This window comes from Jeotgalicoccus sp. FSL K6-3177 (assembly GCF_038050175.1).
Classification (GTDB): Bacteria; Bacillota; Bacilli; order Staphylococcales; family Salinicoccaceae; genus Jeotgalicoccus; species Jeotgalicoccus nanhaiensis.
Genome location: NZ_JBBOSK010000001.1, coordinates 177,321 through 194,772, shown reverse-complemented (window position 1 = coordinate 194,772; position 17,452 = coordinate 177,321). Strand labels below are relative to the sequence as shown.

Below are 17,452 nucleotides of genomic sequence, written 5' to 3'. Positions count from 1 at the left end.
TTGTTTTCCTTTTATCTTCTACCCTCATTATATTAGTAACCTGCCTATTTAAAATTGACCTGCATCAATTTTTACGGTTTAAATTTTATTAACCTCATCGCGTTGAGTATAACGATCAGCACACTCGCTTCATGGGCAAACATTCCTATAGCCAGGTTAACACCACCCATCAGCACTCCAACGAGGAGTAATGCTACTGTAACGAGTGCGATAATGATGTTTTGTTTCATGTTGTGCATCGTTCCTTTAGATAACGACAGTGCGTGTGCATACTGCGAAAGTTTATCCGCCATCAGCACTACGTCCGCTGTTTCCATCGAAATATCCGTACCACCTTTCCCCATAGCTAGTCCAACGTCTGCTGTTGCTATAGCCGGTGCATCATTAATTCCGTCTCCTGCCATAGAAATCATTCTGCCTTCTCCTTTAAGACTTTTCACATGCGTTACTTTATCCTCCGGCAACAGCTCAGCGTGTACTTCGTCAATACCGAGTTCAGCTGCGACTGCTGCTGCTGTATGACGGTTATCACCTGTCAGCATAACGACATGTTTAATCCCGTTGTTACGCATTGTTGCCAGAGCTTCTTTTGCATCGTCTCTGATTTTATCAGCAATAGATATTACTGCTGTTAGTTTCGAATCTACTGCTGCAAACACCGCAGTATTCCCTTTCTTTTCACGTTCAAGTGCGTAAGTTTCAATATCAGTCGGTATATCGATGCCGTTTTCTCTTAACAATTTTCTGTTCCCTGCAACGATTGAATGATCACTTATAGTACCTTCAATCCCCTGGCCTTTAACACCGGATGCTTGCTCCATTATATAAGCTGAAAGATCCGACGTTTTTTCTGCATACTCGACTATTGCTCTCCCAAGATGATGTTCAGATGCCGTTTCAAGTTTTCCTATCAAACCTGTAAGTTCTATTTCATCTCCAGCAAACACTTTAAAATCTGTTACTTCCGGACGTCCTTTCGTCAATGTACCTGTTTTATCAAAAACCAGTGTATCGACTTTAGACAGTTTTTCAATAACTTCTCCACCTTTAATAAGTGAGCCGTTTTTCGCGCCGTTTCCTATACCAGCAACGTTTGAGACCGGTGCACCGATAACAAGCGCTCCCGGACATGCAATCACAAGGAAGGTAATTGCAAGGTGAAAATCTTTCGTAATGAACCAGACGATTATCGAAAGTATTAAAACTCCGGGAGTATAGTACTGAGCGAATCTGTCGAGAACCCGTTCTGCATTTGATTTACTATCCTGTGCTTCTTCAACAAGTTCTATAATTTTTGAAAACGTCGTATCGTCTCCTACTTTTTCCGCTGTTATTTCCAAGTACCCAGAGTCCAGAATCGTGCCGCTTAAAACCTGGTCACCAGTAATTTTCGATACTGGAATTGATTCACCACTCACAGCTGCTTCATTAACTTCTGCTTCGCCTCTCATCACTTTGCCATCTACCGGAATCATTCCGCCCGGAAGTATTGCTATTTTGTCACCGATTTCTACATCATATACATCTATTAATTTCCGGCTGCCATCAGTAAGTATTAAATTAGCTTCCTGCGGTGCCATCTCAGTCAATTCTTTAATTGAAGAACGGGTTCTTTCAAGAGTTCTCGCTTCTAAGTAACTACCAAACAGAAATAAAAATGTAACGATTGAAGACTCGACATATTCTCCAATAAATAACGCTCCAATAACGGCGATAATTACCAGTAATTCAATACTGAACAGCTTCATCCGTGCTGCCTGATAAGCCTTAATACTGATCGGCAGCACAGCGATAACCGTTGCGCCGATTAAGGCAGTATTTCCTGCATCAGTATTGCCTGAAAATCTTAATATAAGACCCGCTGCGATTAAAATAAATGCAATAAGAGTAATCTTGTTTTCCTGTTTAAATATAAACCTGATCATTGTAAATCTCCTTCCCTCTTTTATAATATTTTCCGACGTCTATTCATTTATAATGTTACAGGCTTTAGTACTAATAGAAATTGACCGGGGTCAAGAATACAAAAAAGTTCCCGTTTCCGGGAACTTTCTACTTAATTTATCTATTTTAAAATATCGTAGGATTTATTATTAATTTTCTTAATGACACTTTCATTTTCCAGCTTCTTAAACGTTCTAGTCAGTGTCTCAGGCTGCATACTTAAATATGAAGCGAGATTTTTTTTAGTCATCGTCAAGACCAGTTTATCGTTCTTTGTATGTGTACGAATATACTCGATTAATTTTTCTCTACTGTTTAATAGGGAAATATTTGTAGTCAGAGATTCTGAATCATTCAATCTTTCTGCAAAACTCTCAATGATTTTAATACTGATATTCGGATATTTCTGCATCAGTCCGTATATATCCTCACGGTTAATACGGCATACTTCTGCATCTTCCAGCACCTCTGCATAGGATTTACTCTCTTCATCAGCACTAAAAAGGGAAAGCTCGCCTGTGAAGTCACTGTGAGTCAGCACTCTGATTAACTGCTCCTCCCCGTTGTCATTTAAACGGTAAATCCGCACTTTACCTTTATGTATGACAAATAGTGAAGACGATCGGTCACCGGCCATAAAAAGATACTCGCCTTTTTTCATACTCTGATGATTAATTCTCTGAAACACTTCTTCCAGTTCATCCAATTCCAGATGGCTGAAAATCGGAACTCTGCTGACGCACCGTTCATGCCCCTTTAATTCCATGTTACTTCTCCCTCCAAAGTGATTAATCTGATTGCTTCGATTATATCACGGGAAAATTAATAATATATAAAAGCAAAATCCATGTTAAAATTGATGCTGATTACGAGATGATAGGGGATACTTATGGCAAAACTCTACTACCGCTACGGCACAATGCAAAGTAACAAAAGCAACCAGATTATTACGACACACCATCAATACACGACCCAGGGGAAACGCTGCTTGGCATATACAACACCTATTGATTCAAGAAGCGGACATAAAAAAATTAAATCCAGAGTCGGTCTTGAACTTGACGCTGAATATATAACAGATGATATTTTCGACAAAGTAAAACAGGAACATGATAAACAAGAAGTACATGTTGTTCTCGTCGATGAAGCCCAGTTTTTATCGAAGAAAGATATTCATAACTTGAGCGACATTCCGGATCACCTGGGTATTCCTGTTATTGCCTTTGGTTTAAAAACAGATTTTAGAAATGAACTATTCGAAGGCAGCCGTATATTACTTGAACTTGCTGATGCTATCGACGAACTGAAAACAGTTTGCCAGTACTGCAATAAAAAAGCGACTCTTAATATGAGGCTCCATAACGGAAATCCAATTAACGTTGGAGAATCTATTCAGATTGGCGACGAAGAATATGTTCCTGTTTGCCGAAAGTGCTATAAAGAACGTCTTGAACTGATCTAGTAAAATTATATAATGTTTCCCGTGAAACTAAAGCACTTCTACTAGAAATCAAACAAGGAGTAACGCTATGCGTTACTCCTTGTTTGATGTTAATAACGCTGATATAACGTGCTACCTTTCTGTTAATGTTACCTCTGGCACATATCTCAAGTTCACAATATCTCCATCTTCAAAGGACATCGTAAACTCAGTCATGCCATCATATTTTGCATTCCCCAGTGTATGTCGCGATTTATTATAATCAGGATGTGATGACACCTCAAGCGATCCTGTTTCTTCAGTTTCAGGCACACTCACATCATATACACCTGCAGGGAAATCTTCACCGGCTACCCACTGGCCAGGAAAAATTGTTTCCACAGATACTGTTTCATACGGAGTGAATGTTGCTTGCTCAAAATTAGCTATCTCAACTGAATATCCTTCGTCAAGAAATCCAACGATTTTAGTCGTCTGACCTTCAGGACTATCCGACTCTCCTGCTAACGTTTCATTGAAGCCTCCGCGATTTTCTTCGTTCTTAACATATATATTGCCGTATCCTGAGTCTGCTGTAATGACATAGCGGCCAGGCTCGATATCTTTACCGACTTCATGCATGCCTTCATCGAGTGTAACTGCCTCACCTTGATTCATTAAGTGACTGTAGTCCAAAGTTTCAATATCTTCAGTGTCACCAGCAGTATCATTATCTGCTTCGTTATTGCTTTCGGTATCGGTATTGTTCTCAGTTTCCTCCTCAGGATCAGTGCTTTTTTCACTTGTGTTCGTGCTGTCTGCACCCAGCCAGCTGTTAATTTCATCAGCAAGCTCATCAAAAGGGTTAGTGTTACTGCACGCACTTAATATAATAGAACTAATAAATAATACAGATAGTAATTTAAGTTTTCTCATTCATTTACACTCCATTCACAAATTCGTAACATTTTCTTAATTATAAAATTTAAGCGAACGAATAGCAAACTGATATATTTAGTAACTAATTACTTATTCTTTGCTATACTGTTGGAAAATACTTTGGAGGCGATCTTATGATTAAACCTAGTAAATTACAGCCTGGTGATACAGTTGCACTCGTATCTTTATCGAGCGGACTCGCAGGTGAAGAAGATATAAGATGGAGAACTGAACAGGGGATCGAGCGGCTGGAGAGTATTTTCGGCTTAACAGTAAAAGTAATGCCTCATGCCTTGAAGGGTCTTGATTACGTTTATAACCATCCTGAGAAAAGAGCAGAGGATTTAAATGAAGCTCTAAGAGATCACTCTGTTAAGGCAATTATCTGTGCAATCGGCGGTAATGAAACAGTGCGTATCTTGCCGTTTGTAGACACCGATGCACTGCAAAATAATCCGAAAATATTCACAGGTTATTCCGATACAACAGCGAACCATTTATTCTTTTATAAGCACGGTATATCGACGAGTTACGGTCCTGCTCTATTAACCGATTTCGCTGAAAATATCGCCATGGATGAGTATACTGTGAACTCAATTGAGAAAACATGGTTTTCAGCTGAACCGATTGGTGAAATTAAGACTTCTCCGCATATTAGAAAAATCGGACTCAGCTGGGATTCCGAAAACAAAAGTACCGAACGTCCAAAAGACAATAATCCTGGCTATGAAAGTATCGGCGCTTCTGGTAAAGGCCGCGGTCATTTAATCGGCGGTTGTCTGGAAGTCTTTAATAATTTACGCGGCACAAAATATTTCCCTGAATTAAGTGATTTTAAAGATGCGATATTATTCTTTGAAACCTCTGAATGTTATCTTGATCCAGAAATATTTGAAGATTATTTACGTGCTATGTCTGTTATCGGTATATTTGAGCATATTAACGGCATAGTTATCGGACGTCCTCAGGATGGCCGCTATTACACTGAATATAAAGAATCATGGCGACGTATACTCACCGAAGCTGGACGAAGTGACCTGCCGGTGCTGTATAACGGCAGCTTCGGTCATAATGAACCGAAATCCATTATTCCATACGGTCTCGAGGCTGAAATAGATACGGAGAATCTCACCTTTAAAATATTGGAAAGTGCAGTAAAAGATTAAAAATCCGAAGAGGAACCTCTTCGGATTTTTCACATTAAATGAGATAAGAATGCTGTTGCGATTCCAAAATAAATTAATAAAGAAAGTATATCATTAATTGTTGTGATTAAAGGTCCTGATGCTACAGCAGGGTCGACATTTAAACGGTTCAGCACAAGCGGTATAATCGTACCTGCCAGTGTTCCGATAATCAAAGTGCATAGCAGCGATGTGCCAATAACTAAACCTAAAATTGCACTGCCCTGCCAAAGGTAGGCAATAACAAAAATGAGTGTTCCGCAAGTCAGACCGATAATTATACCGACCCTTAATTCTCTATACAAAAGCTTCAGCACCTGTTTTGTATTTACGCGCTCTTTCGTCAGCCCCCTGATAACGACAGCAAGTGACTGGGTCCCTGTATTACCGGTCATTCCCGCAACCATCGGCATGAAAAAGGCCAGCGCGACAACTTGTTCAAGCGTTTCTTCAAAACTTGCAATAATGCTTCCTGATACTATCCCGATAAAAAGCAGCAGTACTAGCCACGTCAGCCTTCTTTTCGCTGCAGTAAAAGGTTTCGTGTTAAAGTCAATCGCCTTTCCTGAGGCAGAAAATTTCTCAATATCTTCCTCAGCTTCCTGATAGACAACATCCAAAATATCATCTACTGTAACAATACCAAGCAATCTTTCCTCTTCATCAACGACCGGGATTGTTACAAAATTATAACGCTGAATTATTCTTGCTACTTCTTCCTGATCCATCATTGCATCTACTGTAACGATGCGCGTTTTCATAATATCTTCTATTTTTTGCGGTAAATCAGCGAGCAGCAGGTCTCTGTAAGACACCACTCCGACGAGTTTTTTATCATTATCGATAACATACAGGTAGTTGAGATATTCTGCCAGTTCCGCAAAATGTTTCAGCTTGTCCACCGCTTCACGCACGCTATAGGATTTGTTAATCCAAACCATCTGGTTATTCATTATCCGGCCGGCTGTTTCCGGAGGATATTCCATCAATGTTTCTATATCTTGAGAAAACTCTTCATCTGTATCTGACAGAAGTTCCGTTGCTTTCTTTTCACCGAGATTGCTGAGCATTTCAATTAAATCATCATTATTCATCTGAGTGATGACCAGCGTTCCGGTATGCGGACTGATCATATCGATTACCTTGCGCTGATTATCACCATCCAGTTCTGATAATATATCTGCCAGCTGATGAATCGATATAAATTCTAGAAATAATTTTTGTTCCCCTGAAGACAGCTCCAAAAATATCCGGGTCAAATCATATTTTTGTAAATCTTTAATATTTTCCTGAAATGCATGTTCATCTTTCTGCTCCAGTGTATATGTTACGCTATGGACAATCTGATGTAAGTTTTGAACCATCTATTCCCGCCTCCTCAGCTACAGCAGTATATTTTTATTTTCCAGCCGCTGTGAAATTGCCTGCACAATAAATGCATCATCCAGAAGACCGACAGGCAGCAGATAGTCTGGCAGCAGGTCTGTCGTTACGATAAAATAAAGCAGGGCTGCCCCAATTAATATTTGATCTCTAGGGTGACCGTTCCCCTGTAGAAAATGACAGTACATTGCCTTCAGCTGATCTATATATTTGCCGATGCCCGATGTTTTTTCCATCTTAGCTTTAAATTCTTTACGTATTTTTTCTTTACCCGATATTGTTTGACTCCGTTTTTTAAAAACTTCGATTTCCTGATTGACGCGTTCGTAAGTAATTTCTTCATCCGTTCCACCCAGTTCATGAACGACTTTTTGTACTGCTTTCCACGTCTGTTTAAGTTCATCACTTTCAGAATCCGTAAATCCTGCCATCTTTAATAACTGTTCCAGCTCTGTTCCGAAACTCTCTGAAAGTTTTTTTAAATGATTTAAATTTGCTGTCCTTTTGCCATTTATAATTTTAGACAGCGTTGCATGATCGATGTCCGTAAGTTTACTCAGTTCTCTTAACGAGAGACTGCGGCTTTTAACCTCATTTTTTAAAAAATTCTGCAGCTCTTTTTGATTATCCATAATATCACCACTCTTCTCTATATAAGCATAGTGAATGTTATTAGAATGATGACAAATTGTCAACAACATGTTAGATTAGATAAATCTATCGTAAACAAGAAAGAAGATTAGAAATGAAAAAAACTTTTAATATTACAGCATTTATTTTTTTAATAATATTTTTAATCATTGCAGCCGGAGTTATGACGGGCAGCAGGTGGGTAGAAAAGATTGACTTATCGTTAATCAGTCTTCTTCAGGCTAACGTTACAGAAACCGGAGCTTCTGTCATATCGATTTTGACTAATATTGGCGGAGTAGAAGAAATTATTATCTTTACTCTTGCCGCTGTTATCATCTTGTTCATCAGAAAAATGTACGTTGCAGGATTTTGGTTCGGACTGACAGTGTTTGTGAGTCCGGGAGTTCTCGTCAGCATCATAAAATTAATCGTTGACCGCGACCGCCCGGATTTTTTAAGGCTCGCTTTTGAATCGTCTCAAAGCTTCCCAAGCGGCCATTCGACCGCATCTACTGTATTTTATGGTCTGATAGCTGTCAGTCTTATATTGTTAATCCATACGTTATGGAAAAGAGTTCTGATTGGTATTCTGGCGTTTGTCCTCATCTCGTTTGTGATGGCTTCAAGAATATATCTTGGAGTCCATTTTCCAACAGACGTTCTGGCCGGCTTCTCTTTCGGTACTGCCAGTGTGCTTTTCTCACTCGTTTTATACCAGTCTGTCAGAACAAAATTTCAAGCATGGCTGTCCAGTAAAAATATACAAGATAAAAGCCCCTCCCTCTTCCAATAAAAAAAGCATTGCCGATTACGGCAATGCTTTTTTTACTGTCTTATTCAGGGAATGTTACATTTTCAATTCTGACGATTCCCACGGGATCAAGTTCAACATCTTCTACAAGTGTATTGTTAACCCCTATACCGAGCTCACCGTAATACAGCGGTGTAATCGGCAGATCTTCCATTAGTATTTCCTGTGCTGTCGCATATGCTGCAATACGTTCTTCATCACCGGAAGTCTGCTGCCCTTCTTCAAGGTAACTGTCGAGTTCCGGATTAGAGTAGTTCCAGCGGTTGCCCGACCCTACAGAGTCCGTGTGGAACATCGGATACAGGCCGTAGTTTGGATCACCGGTAACTGTAATCCACTGAAGCATGAACATATCATGATCACCCTGGTCCGCCATTTCTAAAAAGGCTCCGTGTTCATATTGTTCAATTTCAACATTGATACCAAGTTCACTTAATGACTCCTGAATAATCAGAGCAATATCTCTGTTCTGTTCGGAATCAGAAGTCCAAATCACAGTATCAAAACCGTCAGGCACACTGGATTCAGCCATATAGTCTTTAGCTAATTCAAGATCAAACGGTACTTCTTCCATATCAGCATTGTGTGCAAATACTGAGGGTGAAATATGGTTCTTCGCATGAAGCCCGCGGTCATTTAATACACCGCTGATAATCTGCTCTCTGTCAATCGCATGAGAAATTGCTTTTCTGACATTTTCATCATCAAACGGCTCTTTCTCGTAGTTGAATGCAACATAGGTCATGGATAAGCCATCCTGGTCGATAATATCTGTATCTTCATGATCCCGAACGCGGTCCATCGCTTCTGTATCGACGTTATCAGTAACGCCGATACCGCCGGTTTCAAGCTCGGCAAGACGTGCTGAGTTCTCAGGAATAACACGGTATGTCACAGTATTGAACTCACGTTCTCCGCCGTGGAAATCTTCAAATTTCTCAAGTACGATTTCATTACCCGGTATACGTTCCTGCAACTTCAAATGTCCTGTACCGTCAGGTTTCTCGGAAATTATCGCACCGACATGAGAACCGATTTCTTCAGACACCGCTTCGAACTCATCTCCGCCTTCTTCACGCAGTTCGTAATATTCTTCGAGCGTAACATCAGAGCCTGCTTCATCTAAAGCATTCTGATAATCTTCATCGATGACCTCCTTGCTTAAGATTCCCGCTGTATTATGCGCCAGATGACTCGGCAGCGGTGTAAATGGATAATCCGTCGTAAAGACAATTTCATGATCATTTACAATTTCAATATCGTTAATCATTTCAAACATAAAAGCAACGGATGAACCGACCGAAGGATCCATTACACGGTCGAGGGTTGCTTCAACATCTTCTGCAGTAAAATCTGAGCCGTTATGGAAGGTAACATCTTCTTTCAGCTGAAGAGTCCATTGATCATCATCCTGTTCAAAAGATGTTGCAAGTCCTTCCCCAAATTCCATGTCGACATTCTGTTCTACCAGCGTGTCAAAAATCTGAGTACGCAGCTGAGCTGACGGAATATCATTCGATACGTGAGGATCCAGTGAAACTGCCTCATTAATCATTCCGATGACTAAATCCCCGCCACCTGCTGCTGTTTCTGAATCCCCTTCAGCAGCTTCGTCCACGTCACTGTCATCTGTACAGGCTGCCAAAACTAAAATCATCGTGAAAATCATCAAAGACCAGAGCTTTTTCTGCATAAATCACTTCATCCCCTTTATCTGTATACGCTTACAAATGAGTATACCTTTCAGAAGTCGTAATTTCAAACCATAATTTAAAAATTCTGTAAATTTATCTTATGATCCAGCTGCTGCTTTTATAAAAGCTCTGAATATTTTCTTCGAAGATTCATCTTTTAAATAGCTGCCTTCCGGATGCCACTGCACGCCAAGTACAAACTTATGTTCTTTGCTTTCAACGGCTTCTATAATACCATCTTCCGCCATAGCAGAAACTGTCAGACTATCCGCGGCCCATTTATTCGCCTGGTGATGAAAACTGTTTGTTCTGATTTCTGTTTCCCCAAGTATTGCATGCAATTTTGTACCTTCTGCAACAGATATATTATGCGATAAATAATCTTTCGCTGCATCCTGATTATGTTTTATCGTACTGTCTCCGTGCTGAGAATATATATCCTGATATATTGTGCCGCCCTGCTGCACATTTAGTATTTGCGCACCGCGGCATATACCAAGAATAGGCTTTCCTGCTTCAAGCGCATATTCTATCAGCTTCATTTCGTATAAGTCCCGCCCCGGTTCTATAGCACCCATTTTCTGATGTGGACTTTCGCCGAAAAACGCCGGTTCAATATCATCTCCTCCTGAAAGCAGCAGCCCATCAATACTTTCAATCTGTCTTTTGATTAATGCTTCATTTTCTACTTTAGCGAGTATTGTCGGGGCTCCGCCTTCACCTGCTATCGCTGTGCTGTATGTCTCCGGCAGTCTGAGACCATCACTGCTGATAAAAGTCGTGACCCCAATTATTGGTGATGTCATATGTTCTTTCCCCCTGTATTAATATTTACCTTAGATACTATCAGAACATATTAAATTTTCTACCCTTAAAAAAAGAAGCAGCCCTTAAACTCTGGCTGCTTCTACAAATTTGTTTATTATATTTTTTGAGGCATCATCGGTATGATAACGATCCTCCGGGTGCCACTGAAGACCGATTAAAAATCCTGGCTCCTTACTCTCTATGGCTTCGACAATACCGTCATTAGTTCTTGCAGCCACTTTGAAATTATCTGCGACTTTATTAACAGCCTGGTGATGATTACTGATTGTAAAAATCTCAGCCTCTCCGACTATTTCACGCATTTTTGTTCCTTCCTGAATATTTACTTTGTGTGTAAAATGCTCCTGCTTATCATGTCTCTGGTGTTTAATTAAGTCGGCATCAATCTGTTTGTAAATATCCTGATAAACAGTACCGCCGCCATGAACGTTCAGCATATGCGAACCCCGGCATATACCTAGAATCGGGATGCCGCGCTCCAAAGCATAATCAATCAGTTTCAGCTCATATTTATCCCGTTCAGGCTCGACGTTAGCAAGACTCTGATGAGGATCTTCTCCGTAAAGTGCAGGATCAACATCGTCACCCCCTGTTAAAAGTAAGGCATCGATGTTCATAACCTGTTCCCTGATTAATTCTTCATTTTCAATTTCAGGGAGCAGCATAGGGATGCCCCCTTCTTCACTGATTACATCTATAAAATTCTTCGGTACTTCTTGATTATTCTTACCAATAAAAGTTGTGATTCCTATTACTGGATGCTTCATATCTATTGCTCCTTCGTGATTGAACTTTAACATACTCTATATATAGCCACTTTTAATGCTTTTCAATCATTTGGAATTTTAAAGAGATGAAATCTCTAACATTATTTCCTTATATATAAACAGAGCGCACACCTTTAAGGGTATGCGCTCTGAATATTTTAAGTTTACTGATTCAGCCACTCTTTTCCTGCAATAAGAGCTTCCTGAGGCAATGTATGTCCGTTCACCCATACAGTCGTTACATCGGCGTTACGATCTTCAAATAATTTGATTACTCTCTCGCTCTCAGACTCTGGTACGATAGGATCTCCTTTACCTAATGACAGAAATACTTTAACATCGCTGAAGTCGTGTTGCCTCTCAAGGTCTGTTGGATATAACGGTGCAAACAACATTGCTTTTTTAAATTTACCTTCCTGCTGCAGCATCAGCTGGATTGCAATGTTCGAACCGTTTGAAAATCCGACAAAGATGACATCTTCTAATTTAAAATCGTATTCTTGTGCTTTTTTCGCAATAAATTCATACAGTTCTTTGCCTCGGAATTCCAGATCCTCCCAATCATAATTACCTTCTCCGAGACGTCTAAAGTAACGGTTCATGCCGTTTTCTTTTACATTCCCGCGTATACTGAGAATGTTATATTCGGGGTTTAAAGCGCTCGCGAGCGGCAGTAAATCCGTCTCAGTACCGCCTGTTCCGTGGAGTAATACGAAGACCGGGGCTCCCTTTCTATTCTCGTTATAAATATATTCCATATATATCGCTCCTAAAAGTTATTTTGGTCTGTCGATTGTAAACATTCTTCCGATTTCCGCATAGTCATTGCCGGCCAGTCTGCTGACTGCACCGAGTTCCGCAACGTCTATATAGCCTTTCTCCTCATCATAAACTGATTCATCCAGATGAAAATGTTCAATTTTTAAAAATAAAACATCCGCTGTCGGTTCATCGCCGTCATAAATTATCTTTGTATCGTAAAGACTCGTTTCGAATCTCGCTTTCGCTTCTTTCAAGCCTGGCGGCCGAACCGATACAGATTTAACCGGTGTAAAGTCCGCATAATTTAATTCGCTGTCTTCAGGTGCGAGGCTTGCAGCTGTAATGTTAGCAAGCTCCACATTAGATATATCGACAACATGAACCACCGCTTCTTTTCCAGCTGTAATATTTCTCGCTGTGTCTTTCTGCTTGCCGTTCGTTCTTTGCACGGCAATCGACAGTATAGCCGGCTTATAAGTGACGATATTGAAATAGCTGAAGGGAGCAATATTAACTACACCCTCTTCAGATTCCGTCGATACTAAAGCTATAGGTCTCGGCACTACAGTTCCTATGAGTATTTTATTTTTCTCTTTAGTTGTTAAATCATCTTTTGAAAAACTGAACATATTATATCGCCCCTTAAAGGTTTAACTTCGGCATTGTTCTTTCATACTCTTCTCTTTTGTGTTCGTATTGAGGCGGCAGCTGCAGTGAAGATCCAAGTTTCGACTTGTCTTCATCTACATCGAATCCCGGTTCGTCAGTCGCGAATTCAAAAACAACATCGCCTCGTTCACTTGTATAAATAGATTTAAAGTAGTTTCTGTCTCTGACTTCAGTAACACCGAAACTTTTGCCTTGCAGCAATGTTTGCCATTCTTCCAGAACTTTCAGATTCGGCACAGACCACGCAATATGGTGTACTGTACCAATTCCGAATCTGCCTCTCGGTTTTGGCGGCAATTCAGTAATGATGTGATGCTGCTCCTCGCCGGCTGTTTCGAAGTGGTAGTTTCTGTCATTTATATTCAGCTCATTTAAGCCCATCGTACGTACGAGCAGTTCTTTCGTACCGTCCGGGTTACCCGACAGTAATACAGCACCATGAAAACCGGTAATATTTTTCTTGTCAGCCTCTTTCTCGCCTTCAACTAAAGCAAGTTCCAAGCCGTGGACATCATCGAACTGAAGAGTATCCTGTCCGAACAGCTGAGTGATTTCAGTTGTTATGTTTTGCTCTTTCAAATGATTATTCCATTCAGTCATGCTGCCTTTAGGAATTCTGAAAGCAATTCTGCCGACCTGGCCGCTGCCTTTTACTCCCGGTCTGTCGACCACCCAGTTAAAGAAAGTAATAATCGTCCCCGGACTGCCGTTATAATCTCCAAAATATAAATGATAAACTCCTGGATCATCAAAGTTAACTGTCTGCTTAACGAGTCTTAAACCGAGTACATCTCTGTAAAATTTTATATTTTCATTCGGATCCCCGACAATTGCGGTAATATGATGAATTCTTTTAATTGCTTCCATTTACGGTTTCCCCTTTATTATTTATTTCTTCTCGTATCAAACGGTCTGATTGCAGCTTCAATTTGTGCACGTTTAGGTTCAAGGAATGGAGGCAAGGCCAGACTTTCGCCTAATGTTTCATAAGGCTCGTCGCCCATGAATCCCGGCCCGTCTGTAGACAGTTCAATCAAAATGTGACCGATACGGGCATATAATGCTTCAAAGTAAAAACGGTCTACAAGTCCTGAGTTGCCAAGTCCCATCTTGCGGTATTTTTCTTCCCATGCTGCAAGTGCCGTATGATCTTCCACTCTGAATGATACATGGTGAACTTCACCGTAGCCCTGACGTCCTTCAGCACCTTCATCTCTACGAAGGATTACCTGTCCGCCGTTGCCGCCTTCTCCGACGTTTAACAGCGTTACGTTGTCTTCTTCAATAATAGGTTTCATGCCGTATACATCCTGAAGTATTTTTTTAAAATCATCGTAATAGCTTACGGTAATTTCAATCGGTCCAAGACCGTAGACTGCTTTATCTTCAGGTACAGGACCATTTTTCCATGGTTTACCTGGTGCCACCCCTTCGTTGTTCTCATCAGAGAATAGCTGATATCTCTGGCCGTCAGCTTCTTCAAATGGCAGTACTTTTTTTCCGAACAGCTCTTGAATACCATCATGTTTAACATTATTTTCTTCAAAACGATTTAAATAATATTCTAAAGCTGCATCGTCTGGCACTCTGAGACCGGTTCTTGAAATTGAGTTTGTGCCTCTCGACCCTTTAGGATTATTTGGGAAGTCAAAGAATGTCATATCAGTACCAGGTGAACCTTCGTCATCCGCAAAAAACGTATGATAAGTCTGAATATCATCCTGGTTCACTGTTTTCTTAACTAAACGCATACCGACAACTTCCGTCATAAATTTATAATTCCTCATCGCATTGTCTGTCATTGCTGTTACATGGTGTATTCCTTTTAAATTTTCATTAGTCATAATATCTTCCTCCGGTTTTTATTTGAGTAAACTTTCAGCGTGCAGACCGATTCGTTTTAATAAATTAATCGCATCTTCAACTTCATGGTCATCCCACTCATCAAATATCGTATTGATGAGAGCCTCCTGTTCTACGACTCTTGTATCCATATACTGTTTACCATCATCTGTAATGCATGCAAACATTACTCTTCTGTCTTCGGGACAGGGATTTCTGTATAAAAAACCTTTCTTTTCAAGCTTATCTATAACGTAGGTAATACTGCCGCCGCCCATCAGTATTTTTTTGCCGATGGACTGGATAGGCTGATCTCCTTTGTGATACAACAATTCCATCACTGCATATTCATTAAGGTTAATTTCTTTCTTTAAAAAATCCTGTTTAATAAGTTTTTGTACGGATTGCGAGGACTTTATAAAAACAGTAAATGCTTTTATACGTGCTTCTTTTTCATTCATGTCTGCACCTCCTTCAATTAGTTCAGTTTTAAGTATATTAAATTTAATCTATATATAGTATAATACTTAGATTTCGAAATATCAAGCTTTATATATTACCTCTGATATACTGTATGTTATCTGAATATTTATTGTATTCGAATAATAGTTATGCTAATGTTATGAAAAAATTAATTTTCTATATAAAGAGGGTTTGAAATGATTGCACTGAGAGAATTAACGACGATAAAAGATCTTGAACAGCTTGAAAAAATAGAACGGAATGTCTGGGATATGCCGCCGCTGCCAATACATCAAACGCTGACAGCAGTTAAAAACGGCGGCATAATTATCGGTGCCTTTGACAAGAAGGAAATTATAGGTTTCAGTTACGGTTTTGCCGGTTTTAAAGACAGTCAAACATATCTTTGCTCCCATATGCTCGGGATAGAAGAAGAATATCGTTCCAAAAAAATAGGGGAACAGCTGAAAAGACAGCAGCAGGAAATAGCGATTAGAAAAGGCTATTCAGAAATACACTGGACATACGATCCGCTGGAAACACGTAATGCATATTTGAATTTAACTAAGCTGAAGGGTATATGCTCTGTTTACATGGAGAATGCTTACGGAGAGATGAAAGACGGTTTGAACAAAGGACTGCCATCCGACCGTTTCGAAGTTCACTGGCATATATCAAGCGGCCATGTTAGAGAAGCTGAAACTGTAAATTACAAAAATGCAGTGCCGCTCAACGAAGTAAATATTAACAATGGTCTTCCTTCCTGCACTGTGTTTCACGAGGAACAATTGACCGAGGATATTTACGGCTTTGAAGTCCCTAAGGATTTCCAGCATATAAAATCTGAAAATCAGGAAATTGCAATGGAATGGAGAATGCTGACCCGAAAGATATTTCAGAATCTTTTTAGAGCAGGATATGCTGCAGTGCATTTAATTCCCGGAAAATATACTGCAACCTACATATTTGTAAAAGAGAATACATTAAATCTTGGAGGACATAAATAATGAAAATTGAACATATCGTTATCAGACATTTGGAAATGGATATGAAAGCACCATTCACAACCAGTTTTGGAACATTTGACAAAAAAGAGTTTTTACTTCTTGAAGCAATTGATGCGAATGGAACAATCGGCTGGGGTGAATCGGTAGCATTCAATGTACCTTTCTACAGTGAAGAAACAGTAAAGACGAACTGGCATATGCTGGAGGACTTTTTAATCCCGCTTATTTTACATAAAGAAATCAGCCATCCAAGTGAAGTTAATGAGATTTTCTCAGCTATCCGCAAAAATAATATGGCTAAGTCTGCTCTGGAAGGTGCAATTTGGGATATTTACTCCCAGCAGACAAACCAGTCATTAGCTCATGCTCTTGGCGGCACAAGAAAAAATATCGATGTCGGTATCAGTATCGGCATCCAAAATTCTATTGAAGAACTTGTGGATATTGTAAATGGTTTTGTTAAGGAAGGCTATAAACGCATCAAAGTTAAAATTAAACCGGACTGGGACGTAGAAGTGATGCGCACGCTGCGTAAAACATTTCCTGATGTTGCAATTATGGCTGATGCTAATTCTGCTTACAGGCTGGCAGATACTGAGTTATTAAAACAACTGGACGACTTTGATTTAATGATGATTGAACAGCCTCTCGCTTCAGATGACATTATCGACCATGCTCAGTTGCAACAGGAACTGGCAACACCGATCTGTCTCGATGAAAGTATTCACTCCCTTGAAGATGCAAGAAAAGCTGTAGAGCTCGGCAGTACTAAAATTATCAATATTAAAATCGGACGTGTCGGCGGTTTAACTGAAGCTGTTAAAATTCACGATTACTGCAAGGAAAATAATATTCCTGTCTGGTGCGGAGGCATGCTTGAATCCGGTGTTGGAAGAGCACATAACGTTGCACTGACCACTCTTGAAAACTTCACTTTACCGGGTGATACAGCCAGTTCCAGCCGCTACTTTGAAAAAGATATTATCGAACCTGAAGTCATCGCAGAAAATGGTTCTATCGAGGTCCCGGAAACTGCAGGCATCGGTTATACAGTTAATCGCGATACTGTTGAATCCTACACCGTTGCAAAAAAAGAATATAAATAAA

18 protein-coding genes are annotated in these 17,452 nt (G+C 40.0%); 5 read left to right on the top strand and 13 right to left on the bottom strand.

What is annotated here, in order from left to right:
- Nucleotides 1–71 precede the first annotated feature (71 nt).
- On the bottom strand, nucleotides 72–1,925 hold the full coding sequence (locus MHH58_RS00920; protein WP_341344757.1) for a heavy metal translocating P-type ATPase: 1,854 nt from the start codon (nucleotides 1,923–1,925) through the stop codon (nucleotides 72–74).
- A gap of 140 nt (nucleotides 1,926–2,065) precedes the next feature.
- Nucleotides 2,066–2,710 (bottom strand): Crp/Fnr family transcriptional regulator, encoded by a 645-nt coding sequence (locus MHH58_RS00915; RefSeq protein ID WP_115884965.1) that lies wholly within the window; start codon nucleotides 2,708–2,710, stop codon nucleotides 2,066–2,068.
- 123 nt (nucleotides 2,711–2,833) lie between these two features.
- Between MHH58_RS00915 and MHH58_RS00910 the strand changes: the two genes are divergently transcribed.
- The gene (locus tag MHH58_RS00910; protein ID WP_092595880.1) at nucleotides 2,834–3,406 is read left to right on the top strand and encodes a thymidine kinase; all 573 of its coding nucleotides are present in this window, start codon (nucleotides 2,834–2,836) and stop codon (nucleotides 3,404–3,406) included.
- Between the two features lie 111 nt (nucleotides 3,407–3,517).
- Here MHH58_RS00910 and MHH58_RS00905 read toward each other — a convergent pair whose 3' ends face one another.
- Entirely contained in the window at nucleotides 3,518–4,300 is a 783-nt protein-coding gene (locus MHH58_RS00905; protein ID WP_135097612.1) for a hypothetical protein, read from the bottom strand.
- Between the two features lie 137 nt (nucleotides 4,301–4,437).
- Between MHH58_RS00905 and MHH58_RS00900 the strand changes: the two genes are divergently transcribed.
- Nucleotides 4,438–5,469, top strand: coding sequence for a S66 family peptidase (locus tag MHH58_RS00900; protein WP_341344756.1), 1,032 nt, complete (start codon nucleotides 4,438–4,440; stop codon nucleotides 5,467–5,469).
- A 29-nt stretch (nucleotides 5,470–5,498) separates the two neighbouring features.
- Here the strand turns inward: MHH58_RS00900 and mgtE are convergent, their stop codons facing one another.
- Entirely contained in the window at nucleotides 5,499–6,851 is a 1,353-nt protein-coding gene (gene mgtE / locus MHH58_RS00895; RefSeq protein ID WP_341344755.1) for a magnesium transporter, read from the bottom strand.
- Nucleotides 6,852–6,869: 18 nt separating this feature from the next.
- Nucleotides 6,870–7,502 (bottom strand): helix-turn-helix domain-containing protein, encoded by a 633-nt coding sequence (locus MHH58_RS00890; RefSeq protein WP_341344754.1) that lies wholly within the window; start codon nucleotides 7,500–7,502, stop codon nucleotides 6,870–6,872.
- A 113-nt stretch (nucleotides 7,503–7,615) separates the two neighbouring features.
- Here MHH58_RS00890 and MHH58_RS00885 point away from each other — a divergent pair, with 113 nt between their 5' ends.
- Nucleotides 7,616–8,296 (top strand): phosphatase PAP2 family protein, encoded by a 681-nt coding sequence (locus MHH58_RS00885; RefSeq protein ID WP_341344753.1) that lies wholly within the window; start codon nucleotides 7,616–7,618, stop codon nucleotides 8,294–8,296.
- 40 nt (nucleotides 8,297–8,336) lie between these two features.
- Here MHH58_RS00885 and MHH58_RS00880 read toward each other — a convergent pair whose 3' ends face one another.
- The 8 genes from MHH58_RS00880 to MHH58_RS00845 form a co-directional block, all read right to left on the bottom strand.
- Complete coding sequence (locus tag MHH58_RS00880) at nucleotides 8,337–10,007, bottom strand: ABC transporter substrate-binding protein (protein ID WP_341344752.1); 1,671 nt, start codon at nucleotides 10,005–10,007, stop codon at nucleotides 8,337–8,339.
- A 99-nt stretch (nucleotides 10,008–10,106) separates the two neighbouring features.
- Entirely contained in the window at nucleotides 10,107–10,814 is a 708-nt protein-coding gene (locus MHH58_RS00875) for a gamma-glutamyl-gamma-aminobutyrate hydrolase family protein (RefSeq protein WP_341344751.1), read from the bottom strand.
- 84 nt (nucleotides 10,815–10,898) lie between these two features.
- Entirely contained in the window at nucleotides 10,899–11,603 is a 705-nt protein-coding gene (locus MHH58_RS00870; protein WP_341344750.1) for a gamma-glutamyl-gamma-aminobutyrate hydrolase family protein, read from the bottom strand.
- A gap of 164 nt (nucleotides 11,604–11,767) precedes the next feature.
- Complete coding sequence (locus MHH58_RS00865) at nucleotides 11,768–12,361, bottom strand: alpha/beta hydrolase (protein WP_341344749.1); 594 nt, start codon at nucleotides 12,359–12,361, stop codon at nucleotides 11,768–11,770.
- 18 nt (nucleotides 12,362–12,379) lie between these two features.
- Nucleotides 12,380–12,994, bottom strand: coding sequence for a flavin reductase family protein (locus MHH58_RS00860; RefSeq protein ID WP_341344748.1), 615 nt, complete (start codon nucleotides 12,992–12,994; stop codon nucleotides 12,380–12,382).
- 13 nt (nucleotides 12,995–13,007) lie between these two features.
- A complete protein-coding gene (locus MHH58_RS00855; protein WP_341344747.1) occupies nucleotides 13,008–13,901 on the bottom strand; it encodes a VOC family protein in 894 nt (297 codons plus the stop codon).
- A gap of 17 nt (nucleotides 13,902–13,918) precedes the next feature.
- Nucleotides 13,919–14,878, bottom strand: coding sequence for a ring-cleaving dioxygenase (locus MHH58_RS00850; protein ID WP_341344746.1), 960 nt, complete (start codon nucleotides 14,876–14,878; stop codon nucleotides 13,919–13,921).
- Nucleotides 14,879–14,896: 18 nt separating this feature from the next.
- Nucleotides 14,897–15,337, bottom strand: a complete 441-nt coding sequence (locus MHH58_RS00845) for a MarR family winged helix-turn-helix transcriptional regulator (protein ID WP_341344745.1) — start codon at nucleotides 15,335–15,337, stop codon at nucleotides 14,897–14,899.
- A 198-nt stretch (nucleotides 15,338–15,535) separates the two neighbouring features.
- Here MHH58_RS00845 and MHH58_RS00840 point away from each other — a divergent pair, with 198 nt between their 5' ends.
- Both MHH58_RS00840 and menC read left to right on the top strand, forming a co-directional pair.
- Nucleotides 15,536–16,345 (top strand): GNAT family N-acetyltransferase, encoded by an 810-nt coding sequence (locus tag MHH58_RS00840; protein WP_341344744.1) that lies wholly within the window; start codon nucleotides 15,536–15,538, stop codon nucleotides 16,343–16,345.
- Nucleotides 16,345–17,451 carry an o-succinylbenzoate synthase gene (gene menC / locus MHH58_RS00835; protein WP_341344743.1) on the top strand — a complete coding sequence of 369 codons (1,107 nt, stop codon included), beginning with the start codon at nucleotides 16,345–16,347 and terminating at the stop codon, nucleotides 17,449–17,451. Before MHH58_RS00840 ends, menC begins: the two co-directional genes overlap by 1 nt.
- The last annotated feature ends 1 nt before the right edge of the window (nucleotide 17,452 follow it).